The sequence below is a fragment of the Escherichia sp. MOD1-EC5990 genome (assembly GCF_002965285.1).
Taxonomy (GTDB): domain Bacteria; phylum Pseudomonadota; class Gammaproteobacteria; order Enterobacterales; family Enterobacteriaceae; genus Escherichia; species Escherichia coli_F.
Map to the genome: position 1 here is coordinate 41176 of NZ_PTRV01000017.1, position 24029 is coordinate 65204.

The window sequence follows — 24029 nt, forward strand, 5'->3', positions numbered from 1 at the left end:
CGACCTACACAGCACCGAACTCGTAAGCCTGATAAGACGCGGCAGCGTCGCATCAGGCAATGCTGTTATTGTCGGATGCGGCGTGAGCGCCTTATCCGACCTACACACAGCACTGAACTCGTAGGCCTGATAAGACACAACAGCGTCGCATCAGGCGCTGCGGTGTATACCTGATGCGTATTTAAATCCACCACAAGAAGCCCCATTTATGAAAAACGCGACGTTCTACCTTCTGGACAATGACACCACCGTCGATGGCTTAAGCGCCGTTGAGCAACTGGTGTGTGAAATTGCCGCAGAACGTTGGCGCAGCGGTAAGCGCGTGCTCATCGCCTGTGAAGATGAAAAGCAGGCTTACCGGCTGGATGAAGCCCTGTGGGCGCGTCCGGCAGAAAGCTTTGTTCCGCATAATTTAGCGGGAGAAGGACCGCGCGGCGGTGCGCCGGTGGAGATCGCCTGGCCGCAAAAACGCAGCAGCAGCCCGCGCGATATATTGATTAGTCTGCGAACAAGCTTTGCAGATTTTGCCACCGCTTTCACAGAAGTGGTAGACTTCGTTCCTTATGAAGATTCTCTGAAACAACTGGCGCGCGAACGCTATAAAGCCTACCGCGTGGCTGGTTTCAACCTGAATACGGCAACCTGGAAATAATGGAAAAGACATACAACCCACAAGATATCGAACAGCCGCTTTACGAGCACTGGGAAAAGCAGGGCTACTTTAAGCCTAATGGCGATGAAAGCCAGGAAAGTTTCTGCATCATGATCCCGCCGCCGAACGTCACCGGCAGTTTGCATATGGGTCACGCCTTCCAGCAAACCATCATGGATACCATGATCCGCTATCAGCGCATGCAGGGCAAAAACACCCTGTGGCAGGTCGGTACTGACCACGCCGGGATCGCTACCCAGATGGTCGTTGAGCGCAAGATTGCCGCAGAAGAAGGTAAAACCCGTCACGACTACGGCCGCGAAGCTTTCATCGACAAAATTTGGGAATGGAAAGCGGAATCCGGCGGCACGATTACCCGTCAGATGCGCCGTCTCGGCAACTCCGTCGACTGGGAGCGTGAACGCTTCACCATGGACGAAGGCCTGTCCAATGCGGTGAAAGAAGTTTTCGTTCGTCTGTATAAAGAAGACCTGATTTACCGTGGCAAACGCCTGGTAAACTGGGATCCGAAACTGCGCACCGCTATCTCTGACCTGGAAGTCGAAAACCGCGAATCGAAAGGTTCGATGTGGCACATCCGCTATCCGCTGGCTGACGGTGCGAAAACCGCAGACGGTAAAGATTATCTGGTGGTCGCGACTACCCGTCCAGAAACCCTGCTGGGCGATACTGGCGTAGCCGTTAACCCGGAAGATCCGCGTTACAAAGATCTGATTGGCAAATATGTCATTCTGCCGCTGGTTAACCGTCGTATTCCGATCGTTGGCGACGAACACGCCGACATGGAAAAAGGCACCGGCTGCGTGAAAATCACTCCGGCGCACGACTTTAACGACTATGAAGTGGGTAAACGTCACGCCCTGCCGATGATCAACATCCTGACCTTTGACGGCGATATCCGTGAAAGCGCCCAGGTGTTCGATACCAAAGGTAACGAATCTGACGTTTATTCCAGCGAAATCCCTGCAGAGTTCCAGAAACTGGAGCGTTTTGCTGCACGTAAAGCAGTCGTTGCCGCAGTTGACGCGCTTGGCCTGCTGGAAGAAATTAAACCGCACGACCTGACCGTTCCTTACGGCGACCGTGGCGGCGTAGTTATCGAACCAATGCTGACCGACCAGTGGTACGTGCGTGCCGATGTCCTGGCGAAACCGGCGGTTGAAGCGGTTGAGAACGGCGACATTCAGTTCGTACCGAAGCAGTACGAAAACATGTACTTCTCCTGGATGCGCGATATTCAGGACTGGTGTATCTCTCGTCAGTTGTGGTGGGGTCACCGTATCCCGGCATGGTATGACGAAGCGGGTAACGTTTATGTTGGCCGCAACGAAGACGAAGTGCGTAAAGAAAATAACCTCGGTGCTGATGTTGTCCTGCGTCAGGACGAAGACGTTCTCGATACCTGGTTCTCTTCTGCGCTGTGGACCTTCTCTACCCTTGGCTGGCCGGAAAATACCGACGCCCTGCGTCAGTTCCACCCAACCAGCGTGATGGTATCTGGTTTCGACATCATTTTCTTCTGGATTGCCCGCATGATCATGATGACCATGCACTTCATCAAAGATGAAAATGGCAAACCGCAGGTGCCGTTCCACACCGTTTACATGACCGGCCTGATTCGTGATGACGAAGGCCAGAAGATGTCCAAATCCAAGGGTAACGTTATTGACCCGCTGGATATGGTTGACGGTATTTCGCTGCCGGAACTGCTGGAGAAACGTACCGGCAATATGATGCAGCCGCAGCTGGCGGACAAAATCCGTAAGCGCACCGAGAAACAGTTCCCGAACGGCATTGAGCCGCACGGCACCGATGCCCTGCGCTTCACCCTGGCGGCGCTGGCGTCTACCGGTCGTGACATCAACTGGGATATGAAACGCCTGGAAGGTTACCGTAACTTCTGTAACAAGCTGTGGAACGCCAGCCGCTTTGTGCTGATGAACACAGAAGGTCAGGATTGCGGCTTTAACGGCGGTGAAATGACGCTGTCGCTGGCGGATCGCTGGATTCTGGCAGAGTTCAACCAGACCATCAAAGCGTACCGCGAAGCGCTGGACAGCTTCCGTTTCGATATTGCCGCAGGCATTCTGTATGAATTCACCTGGAACCAGTTCTGTGACTGGTATCTGGAGCTGACCAAGCCGGTAATGAATGGTGGAACAGACGCCGAACTGCGCGGTACTCGCCATACGCTGGTGACTGTACTGGAAGGTCTGCTGCGCCTCGCGCATCCGATCATTCCGTTCATCACCGAAACCATCTGGCAGCGTGTGAAAGTACTTTGCGGTATCACTGCCGACACCATCATGCTGCAGCCGTTCCCGCAGTATGATGCGTCTCAGGTTGATGAAGCGGCGCTGGCCGACACCGAGTGGCTGAAACAGGCGATCGTTGCGGTACGTAACATCCGTGCAGAAATGAACATCGCCCCGGGCAAACCGCTGGAGCTGCTGCTGCGTGGTTGCAGCGCGGATGCAGAACGTCGCGTAAATGAAAACCGTGGCTTCCTGCAAACCCTGGCGCGTCTGGAAAGCATCACCGTGCTGCCTGCCGATGACAAAGGTCCGGTTTCCGTTACGAAGATCATCGACGGCGCAGAGCTGCTGATCCCGATGGCTGGCCTCATCAACAAAGAAGATGAGCTGGCGCGTCTGGCGAAAGAAGTGGCGAAGATCGAAGGCGAAATCAGCCGTATCGAGAACAAGCTGGCGAATGAAGGCTTTGTCGCCCGCGCACCGGAAGCGGTCATCGCGAAAGAGCGTGAGAAGCTGGAAGGCTATGCGGAAGCGAAAGCGAAGCTGATTGAACAGCAGGCTGTTATCGCCGCGCTGTAATCAAAACACAGTGATGAAAACGAAGGCCGGAGCATGCTCCGGCCTTTTTTATCTCTTACAGAAATGGTAAAGAAGGCATAATTCCCCGTGAAATACTGGCTAAGAAGCCTTTATCTGGTTGTTCTTCTTTATTGATTAAAGGAAGGTCATCCAAATCGCCCAGCAAATACGTATTTTTTGCCTGCCAGTCAATCATCCATATTTTCAGCAGTGGATAAGCCAGACCGCCCGTAATCCCGGATATCACCACCAACGCACACATGCGATAAAGCATACCGTGGTATGTTAAAGTTGAGCGAAAACGAATACGCCCATCATTCAGTGACAGGTTGCTCATAAAATGATTTCGCAACGACACCGTTAAATAACTGGTGCTAACAGCAATCCCAAAATAATAGATTAACTGCGCGATTATCATTTTACGCTGCATTTCCATAAATTGCTGTAAATTCTCAATATCATCATTTGCATACACAGAACTATCATACTCATTTAATATTTGATCGAAGATAATATAACCAGCAACAGCGAGAAAAGGTAATAAAGCTAAAAATGCGAGAATAGCATATTTTATACAATACGTAGTATCTAATTTCACCTTGAAACGATGTATACCGAAACTGGTATTGCTCCAGAGAAAACTCATTACCAGGCTATATAAAGTACCATTAAAAATACCAATGGAAACAATACCAACTATTGCCATCAGAACCACAGACATAATAACACTACTTGAACTATTGGCATGTAGCATCTTTGTCGAGATAAAGAAAACAGTCCCCATCCCAATGGCCATTAAAATCGGCAAGAAAAAGGTTACCCACCAGAACCCTTTCAAAGAGCAATTAAAACTAAATCTTACGCCGTTGAGACTGGTCATCAAGGCCTGATAACGCAGTCCTTTTGCTGCCATAAATATAAGCAAAACCAACAGTGACAAAGTCAAAACACAGCCAACAAGCGGCATATCTGCTGACACTGTCATTAAGATTGCGAAATAGAAAAAAACAAAAACAAGACAACTAACAAAAACATTCCCACCAGTAATTCCATAAGAAAATCGTTGTCCGTTAACTTCCATATTAGCATAGAGATAACGCTTACATTTCATTAATGCCCATGGTAAATAGATACCTAGCGTTATAATCGTTAACAACACATTCACCACACAAATAAGAAAATATCTCTCACCTGTACCATGAAAAACAAACGAATGGGACGGAACATCCATTTCATTAATAACTTGAGCCATAAAAATTCCCTGAATTAAAAAATCCATTGATATAATTTATAGATACAGACAGTAAAATGTTCTGCCACGTTACAATACTCTTATCAGTAATAGGCTGGCAAAAACTTTATTGCTTTATAAGATGCTTGCGCACGTAAGAAGAGAGTGGTATTAAACAAATGTATAATTACTTTATTTTTATTGGGTTAAACTATGAATAACATTGCGCCGCAATCACCTGTAATGCGTCGCCTGACGTTGCAGGATAATCCTGCTATCGCCCGCGTCATTCGTCAGGTATCCGCCGAATACGGTCTTACCGCTGATAAAGGCTACACCGTCGCCGATCCGAATCTTGACGAGCTGTATCAAGTGTATAGTCAGCCGGGTCATGCATATTGGGTGGTTGAGTACGAGGGTGAAGTGGTCGGCGGCGGTGGGATTGCGCCATTAGCAGGTAGTGAATCGGACATTTGCGAACTGCAAAAGATGTATTTTCTTCCGGCTATTCGCGGTAAAGGGCTGGCGAAAAAACTGGCCTTAATGGCGATGGAGCAGGCACGAGAAATGGGCTTCAAACGCTGCTATCTGGAAACGACCGCTTTTTTAAAGGAAGCCATTGCGCTTTATGAGCATTTGGGCTTTGAGCATATCGACTATGCGCTTGGCTGCACGGGCCATGTCGATTGTGAAGTGCGGATGCTACGCGAACTCTAAAAAAATGCCCGCTAGTGTGTGCTATCGGGCATTTTAATCAATTAATTAGTGGCGAACCCCGTCATCGTCTTCATCGACAAAATCTTCATCGTCGCCGTCTTCGCCGTTGGGATCTTCAAAGTAAGTGCCCCAACCGTCGTACTCAACGTCAAATTTCTCCGCCAGCGTCATCAGTTGTTCAACCTGGGCATCGATCAGATCGGCATTCAACGCGCACTCGCTGAGGATGTCGCAGCAAATCACGATATCACCATCTTCAACTTCCAGCTCTTCTGGATCGGTCACTTCGTAACCGAGTTTAAACGCTTCAACTGCTGCTTTTTCCAGGGTTTCCAGATCGTCTGCGGAAAGATGGTGTTCGATGGTATACAGCGCGTCCGGATCGCTGCCATCTTCCAGTAATTCTTCAATAATCAAACGTGTTTCTTCACGCTGTTCTTCCAGTTGTTCCGGGTTTGCCATGGCTCATTCCTCTTAATGTCCTGCCGATACTCATATTGTCACACACCACTGGCATTGCCTCCACCTTTGTGACAAAGATTTATGCTTTAGACTTGCAAATGAATAATCATCCATATAAATTGAATTTTAATTCATTGAGGCGTTAGCCACAGGAGGGATCTATGTCCGGGTTTTATCATAAGCATTTCCTGAAATTACTCGATTTCACGCCAGCTGAACTCAACAGCCTGCTGCAGTTAGCCGCGAAGCTGAAAGCCGATAAGAAAAGCGGCAAAGAAGAAGCCAAACTCACTGGTAAAAACATCGCGCTCATCTTCGAAAAAGACTCGACCCGTACCCGATGCTCTTTCGAAGTTGCCGCATATGACCAGGGTGCTCGCGTTACTTATCTCGGCCCAAGCGGCAGTCAGATTGGTCATAAAGAGTCGATTAAAGACACTGCCCGCGTGCTGGGTCGCATGTATGACGGTATTCAGTATCGCGGCTATGGTCAGGAGATTGTCGAAACACTGGCGGAATACGCTGGCGTGCCGGTATGGAACGGCCTGACCAATGAGTTTCACCCCACGCAGTTGCTGGCGGATCTCCTCACCATGCAGGAGCATTTACCCGGTAAAGCATTCAACGAAATGACGCTGGTCTATGCAGGTGACGCACGTAACAACATGGGCAATTCGATGCTCGAAGCTGCGGCGCTTACCGGTCTGGATTTGCGTCTGGTCGCGCCACAGGCATGCTGGCCGGAAGCTGCGCTGGTTACGGAATGCCGCGCTCTGGCACAGCAAAATGGCGGGAATATTACGCTAACGGAAGATGTAGCCAAGGGAGTAGAAGGTGCTGACTTTATCTATACCGATGTGTGGGTGTCGATGGGGGAAGCAAAAGAGAAATGGGCAGAACGGATTGCATTACTGCGTGATTATCAGGTGAACAGCAAGATGATGCAGTTGACCGGTAACCCGGAGGTCAAATTCCTCCACTGCCTGCCCGCTTTTCATGACGACCAGACGACGCTTGGTAAGAAAATGGCGGAAGAGTTTGGCCTACATGGCGGAATGGAAGTGACTGATGAGGTCTTCGAATCTGCCGCCAGCATTGTTTTTGATCAGGCGGAAAACCGCATGCATACCATCAAAGCGGTGATGGTCGCGACGCTCAGTAAATAATTGATATTGTTATAAAGATGCCGGGAAATACAAACCATCCCGGCATCACATTATTTTATGCAGTGATAGGTTTATTATTCCACCCAAATTTTTCTATTGCTATACGTAAATTTTCCGGTGGATTTAGTTTATTTAAACGCTGTTCATTAATATATGGTAATACATTAACTCTCGATTTCAAGATAGTTTGCATCATTCTAAACCTAAGTTTTAATTCATTATTAATTTTTTCATTAATAACATCATTTGGTTGATTTTTCATAATCTCATCATTAGACTCTTTATTATTAAAATCATACCCCAACTTATCAAAATAAATCTTTTCACCCTCATAGCTATTAAGTAACTGAGGGAAATACCAATTAATCATCTCAGGATTTTTCATAAAAAAATCCTTCAGGAAAATATCATTTACTAAAATGTTGACAGGCACTTTATTAAATACAGACTCAACATTATTAAATATCCTTTGTATTAAATATGTTTTTTCTCGATTGCTTAAGTTAAAATCATTGACATATACAACCAACTTATTCCAAATCAACCCCTGTAATTCAGGGCTATTTTTATAGGGTTCTTTATCGAGATTGAAAAATAATGCCTCAGCTATTTTAGACTGATCGCTGCGAAGATTAATATGATTTATTACGGAGCATGCATGCTTTATCTTTTTTGTATCATCAGAATATTGCATGCTTTTATTAAAGCACCACTCCAGTATTCTTAAATCATAAATATATGGGAATTTTAAAAAAGTCTCCAGCATCGAATCGATGACCGGTGTAAGGTTAACCTTTGCATCATCTAAGGAATCAATAAGAATATGAGACAGGTTAATCATGATGTCATTAATTTCATTGTTACCTTTTTTGTGATTATCAATTCCGTGATCATTTGATTCGTAGAGCTTATCTATTTCTTCAAGTATACCATTTTCGCCCAGTAAGTATGAAATCGATTCACTACATACATGAGGCATTAATAGCAGATGTTCGTTCCTTATTGATAATAAGGCATTATTCAATGGTTTTTCTAATAAATCCGCAATCGTAGAATCAACTGAACCTTTACAACTCACCTGCGAATTATTTAAGTCCTGCGAGTTATTTAACTCCTGAGAATCATTTAACTCCTGCGAATTATTTAACTCCTGCGAATTATTTAACTCCTGCGAATTATTTAACTCCTGCGAATTATTTAACTCCTGCGAATTATTTAACTCCTGCGAATTATTTAACTCCTGCGAATTATTTAACTCCTGCGAATTATTTAACTCCTGCGAATCATTTAACTCCTGTATATTATTTAACTTCTGATGATTATTTAACTTCTGATGATTATTTAATAGACGCGCTATTTCCTTGTTAGCTTCGCGTTGGTAACACGCCAGAACCTTGTTAGTAATCAGGTGTAATGAACTATCATCTTTTCTTTCAAAAGACTTCCCTTCATAACGATTAGTCGAACCATCAGATTGTTTAAATATAATGACTGTATGTCCTTCACGAATCCCTTTAGTAGAAGCTGAGGCAAGTGTAATTTCTATCTTCACCTTAGATAAATCCGCTCGCTCCCCTTCAGGATTATTCATGTAAAACTTCATTTTTTCATTGCCATCAGTATCTTTAGAATAAGATGAGGACTCAATATGAGCCATCATATTTCTACCCGCTTCGTTGGAGCGTTTGCTAAAATCCACATAACCCAGGGTAAATATCTTTGCCAAAAACTCCAAAAATGCTCTAGGAGAAAGAATATTGCTTCTGCTATTCTGCCCCCCGGCAATTCGGGCAAAATCATTCATTCCCACATACCAGGTATCTAAGGCTTCATTTTTTTGTTTAAAATTGTCGGCTAATGTAATGTGTTGAGAATAATTCAAATCTGATATTTTGCTCATGACGAACTCCTTGAGTTAATAAGAACGTCTAAGCATTACAAATTTTACTCACAAAAAAATATCAAAAAACGCTCTTTTCACAAACTCGCCGTAAACCTGGAGTTATTTACGGCGAAAAGTCATCACGCCATCAGCATCTTCACTACTGCTTTGCGAACCTGGGCTGGTGCACCCACTGCGCACAGCGGTTTATGCACTTCCCCCGGATAAAACACAACAAAATCACCTTCATTTAGGATAACTGTTTTCTCATCAACGCCTTCCGGCAAAAATGCGATGTCTTTATCTGCTAACCAGTCGGTCTCCGGCGTACCTGCAGGTTGCGTGCTGAAGGTCATGCCTTCCTGACCTTTTAACACAATCTGAATGTCGAGATAGCGGGCATGGTACTCCGCACGGCGAGCTTCGTACGGCTCGGTCATATCTTCCGAGATAAGATAAAACAGACGATTGCCTTCGATATCGTGCTTGCCCTTTGGCGTTTCTGCCGTAACGTGTGCTTTGATATGCTCAATCGCCTGGCGTAACTCCTGGGGTAGCCACGGCTGAAGATTATGAATATTTCCGATGATCATCTTTTCCACTCCTTAATTAAAACAATGTTTCATTTCTATCGTTATACGAAAAGATGATCAATTCCGCCAGCCTTAACGCGTGAATTATTGTCTTATCACAACTTATCGGCAGGCGCGTTCCCGCCTTTCGGGTCAAGGCCAGCATCACTCCTTGAGAATAGTTTTTATCGCTTCCCCCGCCAGTGCAGCTGTTGCACAGAGTTGTTCGATGGAGTGCCCCTCCCGTGCCTTCGCAGAAAGCCCTGACATCACGGTACTCATAAAATCAGTCACACATTGTGCGCTTTGTGGATGCCGCCTGGCGATATAGTCATAAATGGTCGTTTCTGCGGCGTGATAATATTGAACGGCAATATCACGCGCTTGTGGATCATGACTATGAATACCTTCAAGAACCATACAGCCAGCGCAGCCGCCGTTTTGGCTATATCTGCGCGCCGCTTCTTTTAATACCTCAACCAGGCACTCGCCTACCGGACGATCATCACGAAGAATATCGGCAAGCGGAATAGCTTCCGTACCGACATATTCATTGAGTACACGGCTAAATAACCCAGCTTTACTGCCAAAAGCTGCGTAGAGGCTCGGGGGGTTAATACCAAGATAATCAGTAACTTCAGCAACACTGACAGCATCGAAACCTTTTTGGTGAAAAAGCACTTTTGCCGCAGAGACTGCCTGCTCAGGAGCGAAACGTCTGGGACGACCTAGAACGCGAGATTGTTTTTTAGTGACCATTACAAAACTTGTTGACAGAAAGTTAAAACAGTTTTGTAATGCATGTTACATAATAAATCAAGGAGTCCTTATGGGCGCTTTTACAGGTAAGACAGTTCTCATCCTCGGTGGCAGTCGTGGAATCGGTGCCGCTATCGTACGTCGTTTCGTCACTGATGGGGCCAATGTACGATTCACCTATGCGGGGTCGAAAGATGCCGCTGAACATCTGGCACAAGAGACTGGAGCGACAGCAGTATTTACAGATAGTGCTGACAGAGACGCTGTCATTGATGTCGTTCGTAAGAGCGGCGCATTGGATATCCTGGTGGTAAATGCAGGTATTGGCGTCTTTGGCGATGCCCTGGAATTAAATGCCGACGATATTGATCGCCTTTTCAAAATCAATATTCATGCTCCTTATCATGCCTCTGTTGAAGCCGCCCGGCAGATGCCCGAAGGCGGGCGCATCTTAATCATCGGCTCCGTGAATGGCGATCGTATGCCTGTTGCAGGCATGGCTGCTTATGCCGCCAGCAAATCTGCCCTGCAAGGCATGGCGCGCGGGCTGGCCCGTGATTTTGGACCGCGTGGGATCACCATTAACGTCGTCCAGCCAGGGCCAATTGATACCGACGCTAATCCCGCCAACGGGCCAATGCGCGATATGTTGCATAGTTTGATGGCTATCAAAAGACATGGGCAACCGGAAGAGGTCGCTGGTATGGTCGCATGGTTAGCAGGGCCAGAAGCCAGTTTTGTTACCGGCGCGATGCATACCATTGATGGCGCGTTTGGCGCATAACCGACTACGCTCAATTAAGCCCAGCCATTATCCATGATGTCTGGGTTTTGTTTACTCACGTCGTCCGCTAAAAGCGGCTCCCGGTAAAGAGAAATCTTCTGTTCATGTCGTAAATCTTGAGGATAACCAAATGGTAGAAAGAACCGCTGTTTTCCCTGCTGGCCGACATTCACTATATGCTGAGCATCGTTATTCTGCGGCTATTCGTTCCGGCGATTTGCTGTTTGTTTCCGGGCAAGTAGGAAGTCGAGAGGACGGAACACCAGAACCCGATTTTCAGCAACAAGTCAGACTGGCATTTGATAATTTGCATGCGACCCTGGCAGCTGCGGGATGCACTTTTGACGATATCATTGATGTTACGAGCTTCCATACCGATCCAGAAAACCAATTTGAAGACATCATGACGGTGAAAAATGAAATATTTAGCGCCCCACCTTATCCAAACTGGACGGCGGTGGGTGTTACATGGCTGGCAGGCTTTGATTTTGAAATTAAAGTGATAGCGCGCATCCCTGAGCAGTAAGCAATAGTGTTAGCCGTTCGCTTTCACACTCCGCCCTATAAGTCGGATGAATGGAATAAAATGCATATCTGATTGCGTGAAAGTGAAAAAGGAAAAAGCAGGGAATGTCTGCAATTATTGATACCGAAGGACAGTTCCCCTGCAGAATCACATCAAATAAAAATGCATATACTTTGACTTTTAATTCAAATAAACCGTTTGCGCTGACAAAATATTGCATCAAATGCTTGCGCCGCTTCTGACGATGAGTATAATGCCGGACAATTTGCCGGGAGGATGTATGGTTCAGTGTGTTCGACATTTTGTCTTACCGCGTCTGAAAAAAGACGCTGGCCTGCCGTTTTTCTTCCCGTTGATCACCCATTCCCAGCCCCTCAATCGAGGGGCTTTTTTTTGCCCAGGCGTCAGGAGATAAAAGATGGCTAATCCGCTATATCAGAAACATATCATTTCCATAAACGAACTTAGTCGCGATGACCTTAATCTGGTGCTGGCGACAGCGGCGAAACTGAAAGCAAACCCGCAACCAGAGCTGTTGAAGCACAAAGTCATTGCCAGCTGTTTCTTCGAAGCCTCTACCCGTACCCGCCTCTCTTTCGAAACTTCCATGCACCGCCTGGGTGCCAGCGTGGTGGGCTTCTCCGACAGCGCCAATACATCACTGGGTAAAAAGGGCGAAACGCTGGCCGATACCATTTCGGTTATCAGCACTTACGTTGATGCGATAGTGATGCGTCATCCGCAGGAAGGTGCGGCGCGCCTGGCCACCGAATTTTCTGGCAATGTACCGGTACTGAATGCCGGTGATGGCTCCAACCAACATCCGACGCAAACCTTGCTGGACTTATTCACCATTCAGGAAACCCAGGGGCGTCTGGACAATCTCCACGTCGCAATGGTTGGTGACCTGAAATATGGCCGCACCGTTCACTCCCTGACTCAGGCGTTAGCGAAGTTCGACGGCAACCGTTTTTACTTCATCGCGCCGGACGCGCTGGCAATGCCGCAATACATCCTTGATATGCTCGATGAAAAAGGGATCGCCTGGAGTCTGCACAGCTCTATTGAAGAAGTGATGGCGGAAGTAGACATCCTGTATATGACCCGCGTGCAAAAAGAGCGTCTGGACCCGTCCGAGTACGCCAACGTGAAAGCGCAGTTTGTTCTTCGCGCCAGCGATCTCCACAACGCCAAAGCCAATATGAAAGTGCTGCATCCGCTGCCGCGTGTTGATGAGATTGCGACGGATGTTGATAAAACGCCACACGCCTGGTACTTCCAGCAGGCAGGCAACGGGATTTTCGCTCGCCAGGCGTTACTGGCACTGGTTCTGAATCGCGATCTGGTACTGTAAGGGGAAATAGAGATGACACACGATAATAAATTGCAGGTTGAAGCTATTAAACGCGGCACGGTAATTGACCATATCCCCGCCCAGATCGGTTTTAAGCTGTTGAGTCTGTTCAAGCTGACCGAAACGGATCAGCGGATCACCATTGGTCTGAACCTGCCTTCTGGCGAGATGGGCCGCAAAGATCTGATCAAAATCGAAAATACCTTTTTGAGTGAAGATCAGGTAGATCAACTGGCATTGTATGCACCGCAAGCCACGGTTAACCGTATCGACAACTATGAAGTGGTGGGTAAATCGCGCCCCAGTCTGCCGGAGCGCATCGACAACGTGCTGGTCTGCCCGAACAGCAACTGTATCAGCCATGCCGAACCGGTTTCTTCCAGCTTTGCCGTGCGAAAACGCGCCAATGACATCGCGCTCAAATGCAAATACTGTGAAAAAGAGTTTTCCCATAATGTGGTGCTGGCCAATTAATTGCGGTTGGTAATAAAAGTCTGGCTCCCTATAATGAGCCAGACTTTTTACCGCTGTAATAAAGGAGAAATCATGAGCAAAACTATCGCGACGGAAAATGCACCGGCAGCTATCGGTCCTTACGTACAGGGCGTTGATCTGGGCAATATGATCATCACCTCCGGTCAGATCCCGGTAAATCCGAAAACGGGTGAAGTACCGGCAGACGTCGCTGCACAGGCACGTCAGTCGCTGGATAACGTAAAAGCGATTGTCGAAGCCGCTGGCCTGAAAGTGGGCGATATCGTTAAAACCACCGTGTTTGTGAAAGATCTGAACGACTTCGCTACCGTTAATGCTACCTACGAAGCCTTCTTCACCGAACACAACGCCACCTTCCCGGCACGTTCTTGCGTTGAAGTCGCCCGTCTGCCGAAAGACGTGAAGATTGAGATCGAAGCGATCGCTGTTCGTCGCTAATCTTGATGGAAATCCGGGCTATCATGCCCGGATTAAGTCTGATGACAAACGCAAAATCGCCTGATGCGCTACGCTTATCAGGCCTACGTGATTCCTGCAATTTATTGAATTTGTTGGCCGGATAAGGCATTTACGCCGCATCCGGCATGAACAAAGCTTACTTTGTCTGCAATCTGAATCGGGGCTATCGTGCCCAGTTTATTCTTTATTGCCAGCCGTAACGACGGCTATAGAACCCTTTCACCAACTGGGTTAATGTCATATACCCTGCCAGAATCGCAACCAGCCACGGGAAATAGCTTAACGGCAGCGCCTGTAATTGCAGATAACTGGCCAGCGGTGAAAACGGCAATGCGATCCCGACAATCATCACGATCACGGTCATGATCATTAACGGCCACGATGCACAGCTCTGAATAAACGGCACACGGCGGGTGCGGATCATATGCACAATCAGCGTTTGCGACAGTAAGCCCACCACAAACCATCCCGACTGGAACAGCGTTTGCGTTTCCGGCGTGTTGGCATGGAATACCCACCACATCAGGCAAAACGTCAGAATATCGAAGATCGAGCTGATCGGTCCGAAGAAGATCATAAAGCGCCCCAGATCCGCCGGATTCCAACGCTGCGGCTTTTGAATTTGCTCGTCGTCGACGTTATCAAACGGGATCGCCACCTGTGACACATCATACAGCAGGTTCTGAATAAGCAAGTGTAACGGCAACATCGGCAGGAAGGGCAAGAAAGCACTCGCCACCAGCACACTGAACACATTACCGAAGTTAGAGCTCGCCGTCATTTTGATGTATTTCAGCATGTTGGCGAAAGTGCGACGTCCCTCAATAACCCCCTCTTCCAGCACCATCAGGCTTTTTTCCAGCAGGATGATATCAGCCGCTTCACGGGCGATATCTACCGCGCCGTCCACAGAAATGCCGATATCCGCAGCGCGTAAGGCGGGCGCATCATTAATACCATCGCCCATAAAGCCAACCACATGCCCTTCGCGCTTCAGTAAGGTCACAATGCGTTCTTTATGCATCGGCGTCAGGCGGGCAAACAGCGTGGTGCGCTGTGCAAGATTTGCCAGTTCGTCGTCAGATAGCGTTTCAATATCACTACCAATGACCACCTCTCCCGCGTCCAGCCCCACTTCATGGCACACTTTCGCTGCAACTAACTCACTGTCGCCAGTAAGGATTTTTACGGTAATGCCACTCGCTTTTAATGCCTTCAGTGCCGGAGCGGTTGTCTCTTTTGGCGGATCAAGGAAAGCAATATATCCTTCGAGGATCAGGTCGGATTCATCCGCCCGCTGGTAATCTCCTTCACGCGCTGGCAGGTATTTCGTCGCCACCGCAACCACGCGCAGCCCCTGACGATTCAGCGTATCAGTAACCCGCTTAATCTTACGCAGCATGATGTCATCGAGCGGCACAATCTCGCCATTGTGACGCACCTGCGAACACACATTGAGGATTTCCTGCAATGCACCTTTGCAAACCAGCTGATGGTGCTCGGTATTTTCTGCCACTACCACCGACATCCGGCGACGCTCGAAATCAAACGGAATCTCATCAATTTTTTGCCAACGGCTGGCCAGCGAGCGCGCTGACTCTTCATCCGTACCTTCGAGCACCGCTGTATCGAGCAGGTTTTTAAGTCCGGTCTGATAATGACTGTTCAACCACGCGCTATGCAGCACGCGTTCGCTGGTTTTACCGGAGATATCGGTATGATTCTCCAGCACAATTTTGTCCTGTGTCAGGGTGCCGGTTTTATCAGTGCACAGAATATCCATTGCGCCAAAGTTCTGAATAGCATCCAGATGTTTGACGATCACTTTCTGTTTCGACAGCTTTACTGCGCCGCGCGCCAGCGTCGAGGTAACAATCATCGGCAACATTTCCGGCGTTAAGCCTACCGCGACCGAAAGCGCAAACAGTGCCGCTTCCCACCAGTCGCCTTTGGTGTAACCGTTGATAAGCAACACCACTGGAGCCATCACCAGCATAAAGCGAATCAGCAGCATACTGACGCGGCTGATCCCCTGCTGAAAGGCATTCGGCTCGCTTTCCTGCTCACTAACACGCCCCGCCAGTTGACCAAACCAGGTATTGGCACCTGTAGCAATCACCATTGCTTGTGCCGTGCCGCTCACCACGGTGGTGCCCATAAAACACAGGGTGTCGCACTCCAGCGGATTGCTGTGCTCCGGCTGGCGAGTGGTAGCGGCCTTTTCCACGGGCAGAGACTCACCGGTTAACGACGCCTGAGCGACGAACAGATCCCGCGCCTGCAAGATACGTAAATCTGCCGGGATCATATCTCCCGCCGCCAGTTTTATAATATCGCCGGGCACCAGCTGGTCGATCGGGATCTCCAGCCAGCCATTTTCGCCTTTGTCGTTAATTACGCGCAGCACCGTCGCAGTATTGCTGACCATCGCTTTCAGGGCATCTGCCGCTTTAGTGGAACGTGCTTCCTGAATAAAGTTCAGCAACGTAGAAATAGCGACCATTAGCGCGATAACGCCCGCGGCAAATAAATCTTCCGTGGCGTAAGAAATAGCGCCGAGAATGGTGAGTAAAATATTAAATGGGTTGCGATAGCAGACCCATAAATGTACCCACCACGGCGACGGTTGTTGTGCGGGTAATTTATTTTCACCATGTTGTTCGCGGGCAGATTCCACTTCCGCCTGATTTAACCCTTCCGGATGGGTGTCGAACGTTTTCCATAATTCTTCTTCGGGCATCACCGCCATTTTCAGGCAATGCGCACTTAAGGACGGCGGGACCGCCGTATTCACTGTCTGCTGCGCGCCAGGCAATGGATCGCGATGAACCAGACGGGAAGGTAAATGGCGAATGAGCCGGGTAAAAATTTCTTTAAACATAAGGAGTCCCTCCGCACTGTCTGAAACAGTACAGAAATGTCTTCAGGCGTGGCGAAGCCTTACCTGAAGGTAATAAAGCTGAGCAGGGACGTTAAAACGTCACGGCCTTACGCATCCGGTAACGCCGTGAAAAGACGGGCTTACCGGAAAAGTTTTAATCTCCGTCGAGGGAGAGGCGTGGGATCAGGTTCCATATAACCTCCGGTAAGTGAAAAAAGCGCCGCAAATAATAAGGAGAATCCAATAATATTCGTAGCATCTATGGCGATATAATACCTGCTGGCAACTAAACCAACGATAAACCAGACTTTACCCATTGCTGAATGCACGGGTAAAGTTAGGCTCAAATAATTAAACAACACGTTACAGGACAACAGGATGCAAAATCGGCTGACCATCAAAGACATCGCACGCTTAAGCGGCGTGGGGAAATCTACAGTTTCCCGGGTGCTGAATAACGAAAGCGGCGTGAGCCAGCGCACCCGCGAGCGTGTTGAAGCAGTGATGAATCAGCATGGATTTTCCCCTTCCCGCTCTGCGCGCGCTATGCGTGGGCAAAGCGATAAAGTGGTCGCCATCATTGTTACCCGCCTGGATTCGTTGTCAGAAAATCTCGCCGTTCAAACCATGCTGCCAGCGTTCTATGAACAAGGTTACGACCCAATCATGATGGAAAGTCAGTTTTCCCCACAATTAGTTGCCGAACATTTGGGGGTGCTGAAACGGCGTAATATCGACGGCGTAGTGCTGTTCGGTTTTACTGGCATAACAGAAGAAATGTTAGCCCACTGGCAGTCATCGCTGGTTCTGCTGGCGCGTGACGCAAAAGGCTTTGCTTCGGTCTGTTATGACGACGAAGGGGCAATCAAGATCCTGATGCAACGGCTGTATGACCAGGGGCATCGTAATATCAGTTATCTCGGCGTGCCGCATAGTGACGTGACAACCGGTAAGCGACGTCACGAAGCCTACCTGGCGTTCTGCAAAGCGCATAAACTGCATCCCGTTGCCGCTCTGCCAGGGCTTGCTATGAAGCAAGGCTATGAGAACGTGGCAAAAGTGATTACGCCTGAAACTACTGCGTTACTGTGCGCAACCGACACGCTGGCACTTGGCGCAAGTAAATACCTGCAAGAGCAACGCATCGACACCTTGCAACTGGCGAGCGTCGGTAATACACCGTTAATGAAATTCCTCCATCCGGAGATCGTCACCGTAGATCCCGGTTACGCCGAAGCTGGACGCCAGGCGGCCTGCCAATTGATCGCACAGGTAACCGGGCGCAGCGAACCGCAACAAATCATCATCCCCGCCACCCTGTCCTGATCGTTTCCTGAACGATAAATTGTGATCTTCGCTGCGTTTCGGGAACGTTCCCGTTTTTAAATTTTTCCGCGCAATATATTCTGCAGCCAACCAAAAATGTCATCTGCCATGGGGCTTTATGATGAGCAAAATAAACCAAACGGATATCGATCGGTTGATTGAACTGGTCGGCGGGCGCGGCAATATTGCGACGGTGAGCCACTGTATTACTCGCCTGCGCTTTGTCCTCAACCAACCGGCCAATGCCAGACCGAAAGAAATTGAGCAACTCCCCATGGTGAAAGGCTGTTTCACCAATGCCGGGCAATTTCAGGTGGTGATTGGCACCAACGTGGGTGATTACTATCAAGCACTGATAGCGTCAACCGGACAGGCGCAGGTTGATAAAGAGCAGGTAAAAAAAGCCGCCCGGCAGAATATGAAATGGCATGAGCAGTTGATCTCTCATTTCGCGGAGATCTTCTTCCCGTTGCTGCCCGCGTTGATTAGCGGCGGTTTGATCCTCGGTTTTCGCAATGTAATCGGCGATTTGCCCATGAGCAACGGTCAAACGCTGGCACAAATGTACCCTTCCCTGCAAACGATCTACGATTTTCTGTGGTTGATCGGTGAAGCGATCTTCTTCTACCTGCCGGTCGGGATTTGCTGGTCAGCGGTGAAAAAAATGGGCGGCACGCCGATCCTTGGTATCGTGCTTGGCGTGACACTGGTTTCCCCCCAGCTGATGAACGCTTATCTGCTCGGGCAGCAGCTGCCGGAAGTGTGGGACTTTGGCATGTTCAGCATCGCCAAAGTGGGCTATCAGGCGCAGGTGATCCCGGCACTATTAGCCGGGCTGGCGCTGGGCGTTATTGAAACTCGCCTTAAACGCATCGTGCCGGATTACCTCTATCTGGTGGTGGTGCCCGTCTGTTCGCTGATCCTCGCGGTGTTCCTCGCCCATGCGCTGATTGGTCCGTTTGGACGCATGATTGGCGATGGCGTTGCCTTTGCGGTACGTCACCTGATGACCGGCAGCTTTGCTCCGATTGGCGCGGCATTGTTTGGCTTCCTGTACGCCCCGCTGGTGATCACCGGGGTACACCAGACCACGCTTGCTATTGATTTGCAGATGATTCAAAGCATGGGTGGTACGCCAGTGTGGCCGCTGATTGCGCTGTCGAATATCGCTCAGGGCTCCGCCGTGATAGGCATTATCATTTCCAGCCGCAAGCACAATGAACGCGAGATCTCCGTGCCTGCGGCGATCTCCGCCTGGCTTGGGGTCACTGAGCCTGCAATGTACGGCATCAACCTGAAATATCGCTTCCCGATGCTGTGCGCGATGATTGGTTCTGGTCTGGCAGGATTGCTATGCGGCCTGAACGGCGTTATGGCGAATGGCATCGGCGTAGGCGGCCTGCCGGGAATTCTCTCGATTCAACCGAGCTACTGGCAGGTGTTTGCGCTGGCAATGGCTATCGCCATCATCATCCCGATTGTACTCACCTCGTTTATCTATCAGCGGAAATACCGCCTGGGCACGCTGGACATTGTTTAATTTTCTTCGGGGCGCAATTGCGCCCCCTCGCATTCGCAGGAATAACGTAATGACTAATCTTCCCCACTGGTGGCAAAACGGCGTTATCTACCAGATTTATCCAAAGAGTTTTCAGGACACCACGGGTAGCGGTACCGGCGATTTACGTGGCGTTATCCAACGCCTGGACTATCTGCATAAACTGGGCGTTGATGCCATCTGGCTAACCCCCTTTTATGTCTCTCCCCAGGTCGATAACGGTTACGACGTAGCGAACTATACGGCGATTGATCCCACCTACGGCACGCTGGACGATTTTGACGAACTGGTGACGCAGGCAAAATCGCGCGGGATTCGTATCATTCTCGATATGGTGTTTAACCATACCTCTACCCAACATGCCTGGTTTCGCGAGGCGCTGAACAAAGAAAGCCCTTACCGCCAGTTTTATATCTGGCGCGATGGCGAACCAGAAACGCCACCGAACAACTGGCGTTCAAAATTTGGCGGTAGTGCGTGGCGCTGGCATGCGGAAAGCGAACAGTACTATTTGCATCTCTTTGCACCAGAACAAGCGGATCTCAACTGGGAGAATCCAGCGGTACGCGCAGAGCTGAAAAAAGTCTGTGAGTTCTGGGCCGATCGTGGGGTCGACGGGTTGCGCCTGGATGTGGTGAATCTGATCTCCAAAGACCCGCGTTTCCCTGAAGACCTGGACGGCGACGGGCGTCGCTTCTACACCGACGGGCCACGAGCACACGAGTTTTTGCACGAGATGAACCGCGATGTGTTTACGCCACGCGGGTTAATGACCGTAGGTGAAATGTCCTCCACCAGCCTTGAGCATTGCCAGCGATACGCGGCACTGACAGGCAGTGAATTGTCGATGACCTTTAATTTTCATCACCTGAAGGTCGATTATCCCGGTGGTGAAAAATGGACGCTGGCTAAACCTGACTTTGTGGCGTTGAAAAAATTGTTCCGCCACTGGCAACAAGGAATGCACAACGTGGCATGGAATGCCTTGTTCTGGTGTAACCACGATCAGCCGCGCATTGTTTCTCGCTTTGGTGATGAAGGTGAATACCGCGTGCCTGCGGCAAAAATGCTGGCGATGGTGCTGCATGGCATGCAGGGAACGCCGTATATCTACCAGGGCGAAGAGATTGGCATGACCAACCCGCATTTCACGCGCATTACTGACTATCGCGACGTGGAGAGCCTCAATATGTTTGCCGAGCTGCGCAACGATGGTCGTGATGCCGACGAGTTATTGGCAATCCTCGCCAGTAAATCCCGTGACAACAGCCGCACGCCCATGCAATGGAGCAACGGCGATAATGCCGGGTTTACGGCTGGCGAACCGTGGATTAGCCTGGGCGATAACTATCAACAAATCAACGTAGAAGCCGCGCTGGCCGATGAGTCCTCGGTGTTTTACACCTACCAAAAGTTAATCGCACTACGTAAGCAAGAAGCCGTTCTGACATGGGGCAATTACCAGGATCTGCTGCCAAACAGCCCTGTATTGTGGTGCTATCGCCGTGAATGGAAGGGGCAAACCTTGCTGGTCATTGCCAACCTTAGCCGTGAGATCCAACCCTGGCAGCCAGGGCAAATGCGCGGCAACTGGCAGCTTGTGATGCATAACTACGAAGAAGCCTCACCACAACCCTGTGCCATGACTTTACGGCCTTTTGAGGCTGTCTGGTGGTTACAGAAGTAAATCTCCCCTAAGCCCCGGTAATGCCGGTCATTCCGGGGTTTTGTCTGTCAGCATGTTGTTTTTGTTGATTTTTCAACCAGCAAATTCATTAAAAAATTTACATAACGCTGTAGCGCCCGTCATCCGTACGCTCTGCTTTTTACTTTGAGCTACATCAAAAAAAGTTAAAACATCCTTGATGCAAAGCACTATATATAGACTTTAAAATGCGTCCCAGCCCAATATGTTGTATTAATCGACTATAATTGCTACTACAGCTCCCCACGAAAAAGGTGCGGCGTTGTGGATAAGCGGATGGCGATTGCGGAAAGCACCGGAAAACGAAACGAAAAAACCGGAAAACGCCTTTCCCAATTTCTGTGGATAACCTGTTCTTAAAAATATGGAGCGATCATGACACCGCATGTGATGAAACGAGACGGCTGCAAAGTGCCGTTTAAATCAGAGCGCATCAAAGAAGCGATTCTGCGTGCAGCTAAAGCAGCGGAAGTCGATGATGCCGATTATTGCGCCACTGTTGCCGCGGTTGTCAGCGAGCAGATGCAGGGCCGCAACCAGGTGGATATCAACGAGATCCAGACCGCAGTTGAAAACCAGCTGATGTCGGGTCCATACAAACAACTGGCTCGTGCTTACATCGAGTACCGTCACGATCGCGACATTGAACGTGAAAAACGCGGTCGCCTGAACCAGGAGATCCGTGGTCTGGTCGAGCAGACCAACGCCTCGTTACTCAACGAAAACGCCAACAAAGACAGCAAGGTGATTCCAACCCAGCGCGACCTGCTGGCCGGGATCGTGGCTAAACACTATGCACGCCAGCACCTGCTGCCGCGTGACGTGGTGCAGGCACATGAGCGTGGCGATATTCACTATCACGATCTCGATTACTCGCCGTTCTTCCCGATGTTCAACTGCATGTTGATCGACCTGAAAGGCATGCTGACCCAGGGCTTTAAAATGGGGAACGCCGAGATTGAACCGCCGAAGTCGATCTCTACGGCAACCGCGGTAACTGCGCAGATTATTGCTCAGGTCGCCAGCCATATTTATGGCGGCACCACCATTAACCGTATCGATGAAGTGCTGGCGCCGTTTGTTACCGCCAGCTACAACAAACATCGCAAGACCGCAGAAGAGTGGAACATCCCGGACGCCGAAGGCTACGCTAACTCTCGTACCATCAAAGAGTGCTACGATGCCTTCCAGTCGCTGGAGTACGAAGTAAACACCCTGCACACCGCCAACGGTCAGACGCCGTTTGTAACCTTTGGTTTTGGTCTGGGCACCAGCTGGGAATCGCGCCTGATTCAGGAATCGATCCTGCGTAACCGTATCGCAGGCCTCGGTAAAAACCGTAAAACTGCGGTGTTCCCGAAACTGGTGTTTGCGATTCGCGATGGTCTGAACCATAAAAAAGGCGATCCGAACTACGACATCAAACAGCTGGCGCTGGAGTGCGCAAGCAAGCGCATGTATCCGGATATCCTGAACTACGATCAGGTAGTGAAAGTCACCGGTTCGTTTAAAACCCCGATGGGCTGCCGCAGCTTCCTCGGCGTGTGGGAAAATGAAAACGGCGAGCAGATCCACGATGGTCGTAACAACCTCGGCGTGATCAGCCTGAACCTGCCGCGTATTGCTCTGGAAGCAAAAGGCGATGAAGCCACCTTCTGGAAGCTGCTGGATGAACGTCTGGTGCTGGCACGTAAGGCGCTGATGACCCGTATCGCTCGTCTCGAAGGCGTGAAAGCGCGCGTGGCCCCGATCCTCTATATGGAAGGTGCTTGTGGCGTACGTCTGAATGCTGACGATGATGTTTCTGAAATCTTCAAAAACGGTCGTGCGTCTATTTCGCTGGGTTACATCGGCATCCACGAAACCATTAACGCGCTGTTCGGCGGCGAGCATGTTTACGACAACGAGCAGCTTCGCGCGAAAGGTATCGCCATTGTTGAACGTCTGCGCCAGGCAGTGGATCAGTGGAAAGAAGAAACGGGTTATGGTTTCAGTCTCTACAGCACGCCGAGTGAAAACCTGTGCGACCGCTTCTGCCGTCTCGATACTGCTGAGTTTGGCGTGGTGCCGGGCGTGACCGATAAAGGTTACTACACCAACAGTTTCCACCTCGATGTGGAGAAGAAGGTGAACCCGTACGACAAGATCGACTTTGAAGCGCCTTACCCGCCGCTGGCGAACGGTGGTTTCATTTGCTACGGCGAGTATCCAAACATTCAGCACAACCTGAAGGCGCTGGAAGATGTCTGGGATTACAGCTATCAGCATGTACCGTATTACGGCACCAATACACCGATTGATGAGTGCTACGAGTGTGGCTTTACCGGTGAGTTCGAGTGCACCAGCAAAGGCTTCACTTGCCCGAAATGTGGTAACCATGACGCCTCCCGTGTGTCGGTAACTCGCCGCGTGTGCGGATATTTAGGTAGCCCGGATGCACGTCCGTTTAACGCTGGTAAGCAGGAAGAAGTTAAGCGCCGCGTTAAACATTTGGGGAATGGGCAGATAGGTTAATCTTCACTCTGCGCTAAGCAAATGCCGGATGCGGCGTAAACGCCTTATCCGGCCTACATTTGGCAACGGCTGTGTAGGCCTGATAAGACGCGACAGCGTCGCATCAGGCATTGATTACCGGATGCAGCCTA

21 protein-coding genes are annotated in these 24029 nt (G+C 49.4%); 14 read left to right on the top strand and 7 right to left on the bottom strand.

Going from position 1 to position 24029, the window contains the following annotated elements; genetic code table 11:
• The first annotated feature begins 208 nt into the window (after positions 1-208).
• A complete protein-coding gene (gene holC / locus BEB42_RS18240) occupies positions 209-652 on the top strand; it encodes a DNA polymerase III subunit chi (protein WP_000786399.1) in 444 nt (147 codons plus the stop codon).
• The gene (gene valS, locus BEB42_RS18245; protein WP_028985670.1) at positions 652-3507 is read left to right on the top strand and encodes a valine--tRNA ligase; all 2856 of its coding nucleotides are present in this window, start codon (positions 652-654) and stop codon (positions 3505-3507) included. Before holC ends, valS begins: the two co-directional genes overlap by 1 nt.
• A gap of 55 nt (positions 3508-3562) precedes the next feature.
• On the opposite strand, the gene BEB42_RS18250 is transcribed toward valS, so the two are convergent.
• Positions 3563-4759, bottom strand: a complete 1197-nt coding sequence (locus tag BEB42_RS18250; RefSeq protein WP_000079663.1) for a YjgN family protein — start codon at positions 4757-4759, stop codon at positions 3563-3565.
• A 192-nt stretch (positions 4760-4951) separates the two neighbouring features.
• On the opposite strand from BEB42_RS18250, the gene BEB42_RS18255 reads away from it, so the two are divergent.
• A complete protein-coding gene (locus BEB42_RS18255) occupies positions 4952-5455 on the top strand; it encodes a GNAT family N-acetyltransferase (protein WP_001059398.1) in 504 nt (167 codons plus the stop codon).
• A 45-nt stretch (positions 5456-5500) separates the two neighbouring features.
• On the opposite strand, the gene rraB is transcribed toward BEB42_RS18255, so the two are convergent.
• Positions 5501-5917, bottom strand: a complete 417-nt coding sequence (rraB, locus tag BEB42_RS18260; protein ID WP_000002953.1) for a ribonuclease E inhibitor RraB — start codon at positions 5915-5917, stop codon at positions 5501-5503.
• 161 nt (positions 5918-6078) lie between these two features.
• Here rraB and argF point away from each other — a divergent pair, with 161 nt between their 5' ends.
• The gene (argF, locus tag BEB42_RS18265) at positions 6079-7083 is read left to right on the top strand and encodes an ornithine carbamoyltransferase (RefSeq protein WP_000012907.1); all 1005 of its coding nucleotides are present in this window, start codon (positions 6079-6081) and stop codon (positions 7081-7083) included.
• A 55-nt stretch (positions 7084-7138) separates the two neighbouring features.
• Here the strand turns inward: argF and yjgL are convergent, their stop codons facing one another.
• The 3 genes from yjgL to BEB42_RS18280 form a co-directional block, all read right to left on the bottom strand.
• On the bottom strand, positions 7139-8983 hold the full coding sequence (gene yjgL / locus BEB42_RS18270) for a protein YjgL (RefSeq protein ID WP_105267487.1): 1845 nt from the start codon (positions 8981-8983) through the stop codon (positions 7139-7141).
• A 122-nt stretch (positions 8984-9105) separates the two neighbouring features.
• Positions 9106-9558 (bottom strand): toxin-antitoxin biofilm protein TabA, encoded by a 453-nt coding sequence (gene tabA / locus BEB42_RS18275; protein WP_000583471.1) that lies wholly within the window; start codon positions 9556-9558, stop codon positions 9106-9108.
• Positions 9559-9702: 144 nt separating this feature from the next.
• On the bottom strand, positions 9703-10296 hold the full coding sequence (locus BEB42_RS18280; protein ID WP_028985727.1) for a TetR/AcrR family transcriptional regulator: 594 nt from the start codon (positions 10294-10296) through the stop codon (positions 9703-9705).
• A 70-nt stretch (positions 10297-10366) separates the two neighbouring features.
• Here BEB42_RS18280 and bdcA point away from each other — a divergent pair, with 70 nt between their 5' ends.
• The 6 genes from bdcA (at position 10367) to ridA (ending at position 13893) form a co-directional block, all read left to right on the top strand.
• Positions 10367-11080, top strand: coding sequence for an SDR family oxidoreductase (bdcA, locus tag BEB42_RS18285; protein ID WP_000500687.1), 714 nt, complete (start codon positions 10367-10369; stop codon positions 11078-11080).
• Between the two features lie 130 nt (positions 11081-11210).
• The gene (locus tag BEB42_RS18290) at positions 11211-11606 is read left to right on the top strand and encodes a RidA family protein (protein ID WP_000230281.1); all 396 of its coding nucleotides are present in this window, start codon (positions 11211-11213) and stop codon (positions 11604-11606) included.
• Between the two features lie 280 nt (positions 11607-11886).
• Entirely contained in the window at positions 11887-12021 is a 135-nt protein-coding gene (gene pyrL, locus BEB42_RS18300) for a pyr operon leader peptide (RefSeq protein WP_001296693.1), read from the top strand.
• A 3-nt stretch (positions 12022-12024) separates the two neighbouring features.
• Positions 12025-12960 (top strand): aspartate carbamoyltransferase, encoded by a 936-nt coding sequence (pyrB, locus tag BEB42_RS18305; RefSeq protein ID WP_105267488.1) that lies wholly within the window; start codon positions 12025-12027, stop codon positions 12958-12960.
• Positions 12961-12972: 12 nt separating this feature from the next.
• Entirely contained in the window at positions 12973-13434 is a 462-nt protein-coding gene (pyrI, locus tag BEB42_RS18310; protein WP_000148581.1) for an aspartate carbamoyltransferase regulatory subunit, read from the top strand.
• 72 nt (positions 13435-13506) lie between these two features.
• Positions 13507-13893, top strand: a complete 387-nt coding sequence (gene ridA, locus BEB42_RS18315) for a 2-iminobutanoate/2-iminopropanoate deaminase (protein WP_000047539.1) — start codon at positions 13507-13509, stop codon at positions 13891-13893.
• A 205-nt stretch (positions 13894-14098) separates the two neighbouring features.
• On the opposite strand, the gene mgtA is transcribed toward ridA, so the two are convergent.
• On the bottom strand, positions 14099-16795 hold the full coding sequence (gene mgtA, locus BEB42_RS18320) for a magnesium-translocating P-type ATPase (RefSeq protein ID WP_000471866.1): 2697 nt from the start codon (positions 16793-16795) through the stop codon (positions 14099-14101).
• A gap of 140 nt (positions 16796-16935) precedes the next feature.
• Positions 16936-16989 carry a mgtA regulatory leader peptide MgtL gene (gene mgtL / locus BEB42_RS18325; RefSeq protein ID WP_001387276.1) on the bottom strand — a complete coding sequence of 18 codons (54 nt, stop codon included), beginning with the start codon at positions 16987-16989 and terminating at the stop codon, positions 16936-16938.
• 184 nt (positions 16990-17173) lie between these two features.
• Between mgtL and treR the strand changes: the two genes are divergently transcribed.
• The 4 genes from treR (at position 17174) to nrdD (ending at position 23898) form a co-directional block, all read left to right on the top strand.
• Positions 17174-18121: a trehalose operon repressor TreR gene (treR, locus tag BEB42_RS18330; protein WP_001181324.1), complete on the top strand. Its 948-nt coding sequence runs from the start codon at positions 17174-17176 to the stop codon at positions 18119-18121.
• 118 nt (positions 18122-18239) lie between these two features.
• Positions 18240-19661 (top strand): PTS trehalose transporter subunit IIBC, encoded by a 1422-nt coding sequence (treB, locus tag BEB42_RS18335; protein WP_001299664.1) that lies wholly within the window; start codon positions 18240-18242, stop codon positions 19659-19661.
• Positions 19662-19710: 49 nt separating this feature from the next.
• Positions 19711-21366, top strand: a complete 1656-nt coding sequence (treC, locus tag BEB42_RS18340; protein ID WP_028985726.1) for an alpha,alpha-phosphotrehalase — start codon at positions 19711-19713, stop codon at positions 21364-21366.
• A gap of 393 nt (positions 21367-21759) precedes the next feature.
• Positions 21760-23898, top strand: a complete 2139-nt coding sequence (gene nrdD / locus BEB42_RS18345) for an anaerobic ribonucleoside-triphosphate reductase (protein ID WP_000187778.1) — start codon at positions 21760-21762, stop codon at positions 23896-23898.
• The last annotated feature ends 131 nt before the right edge of the window (positions 23899-24029 follow it).

Coding starts and splice junctions, on each gene's coding strand:
- tabA (WP_000583471.1), bottom strand. CDS start 9,558: ATGATCATCGGAAATATTCATAATCTTCAGCCGTGGCTACCCCAGGAG.
- treR (WP_001181324.1), top strand. CDS start 17,174: ATGCAAAATCGGCTGACCATCAAAGACATCGCACGCTTAAGCGGCGTG.
- pyrI (WP_000148581.1), top strand. CDS start 12,973: ATGACACACGATAATAAATTGCAGGTTGAAGCTATTAAACGCGGCACG.
- BEB42_RS18250 (WP_000079663.1), bottom strand. CDS start 4,759: ATGGCTCAAGTTATTAATGAAATGGATGTTCCGTCCCATTCGTTTGTT.
- argF (WP_000012907.1), top strand. CDS start 6,079: ATGTCCGGGTTTTATCATAAGCATTTCCTGAAATTACTCGATTTCACG.
- BEB42_RS18280 (WP_028985727.1), bottom strand. CDS start 10,296: ATGGTCACTAAAAAACAATCTCGCGTTCTAGGTCGTCCCAGACGTTTC.
- holC (WP_000786399.1), top strand. CDS start 209: ATGAAAAACGCGACGTTCTACCTTCTGGACAATGACACCACCGTCGAT.
- bdcA (WP_000500687.1), top strand. CDS start 10,367: ATGGGCGCTTTTACAGGTAAGACAGTTCTCATCCTCGGTGGCAGTCGT.
- BEB42_RS18255 (WP_001059398.1), top strand. CDS start 4,952: ATGAATAACATTGCGCCGCAATCACCTGTAATGCGTCGCCTGACGTTG.
- pyrL (WP_001296693.1), top strand. CDS start 11,887: ATGGTTCAGTGTGTTCGACATTTTGTCTTACCGCGTCTGAAAAAAGAC.
- rraB (WP_000002953.1), bottom strand. CDS start 5,917: ATGGCAAACCCGGAACAACTGGAAGAACAGCGTGAAGAAACACGTTTG.
- ridA (WP_000047539.1), top strand. CDS start 13,507: ATGAGCAAAACTATCGCGACGGAAAATGCACCGGCAGCTATCGGTCCT.
- BEB42_RS18290 (WP_000230281.1), top strand. CDS start 11,211: ATGGTAGAAAGAACCGCTGTTTTCCCTGCTGGCCGACATTCACTATAT.
- valS (WP_028985670.1), top strand. CDS start 652: ATGGAAAAGACATACAACCCACAAGATATCGAACAGCCGCTTTACGAG.
- yjgL (WP_105267487.1), bottom strand. CDS start 8,983: ATGAGCAAAATATCAGATTTGAATTATTCTCAACACATTACATTAGCC.
- nrdD (WP_000187778.1), top strand. CDS start 21,760: ATGACACCGCATGTGATGAAACGAGACGGCTGCAAAGTGCCGTTTAAA.
- treC (WP_028985726.1), top strand. CDS start 19,711: ATGACTAATCTTCCCCACTGGTGGCAAAACGGCGTTATCTACCAGATT.
- treB (WP_001299664.1), top strand. CDS start 18,240: ATGATGAGCAAAATAAACCAAACGGATATCGATCGGTTGATTGAACTG.
- pyrB (WP_105267488.1), top strand. CDS start 12,025: ATGGCTAATCCGCTATATCAGAAACATATCATTTCCATAAACGAACTT.
- mgtA (WP_000471866.1), bottom strand. CDS start 16,795: ATGTTTAAAGAAATTTTTACCCGGCTCATTCGCCATTTACCTTCCCGT.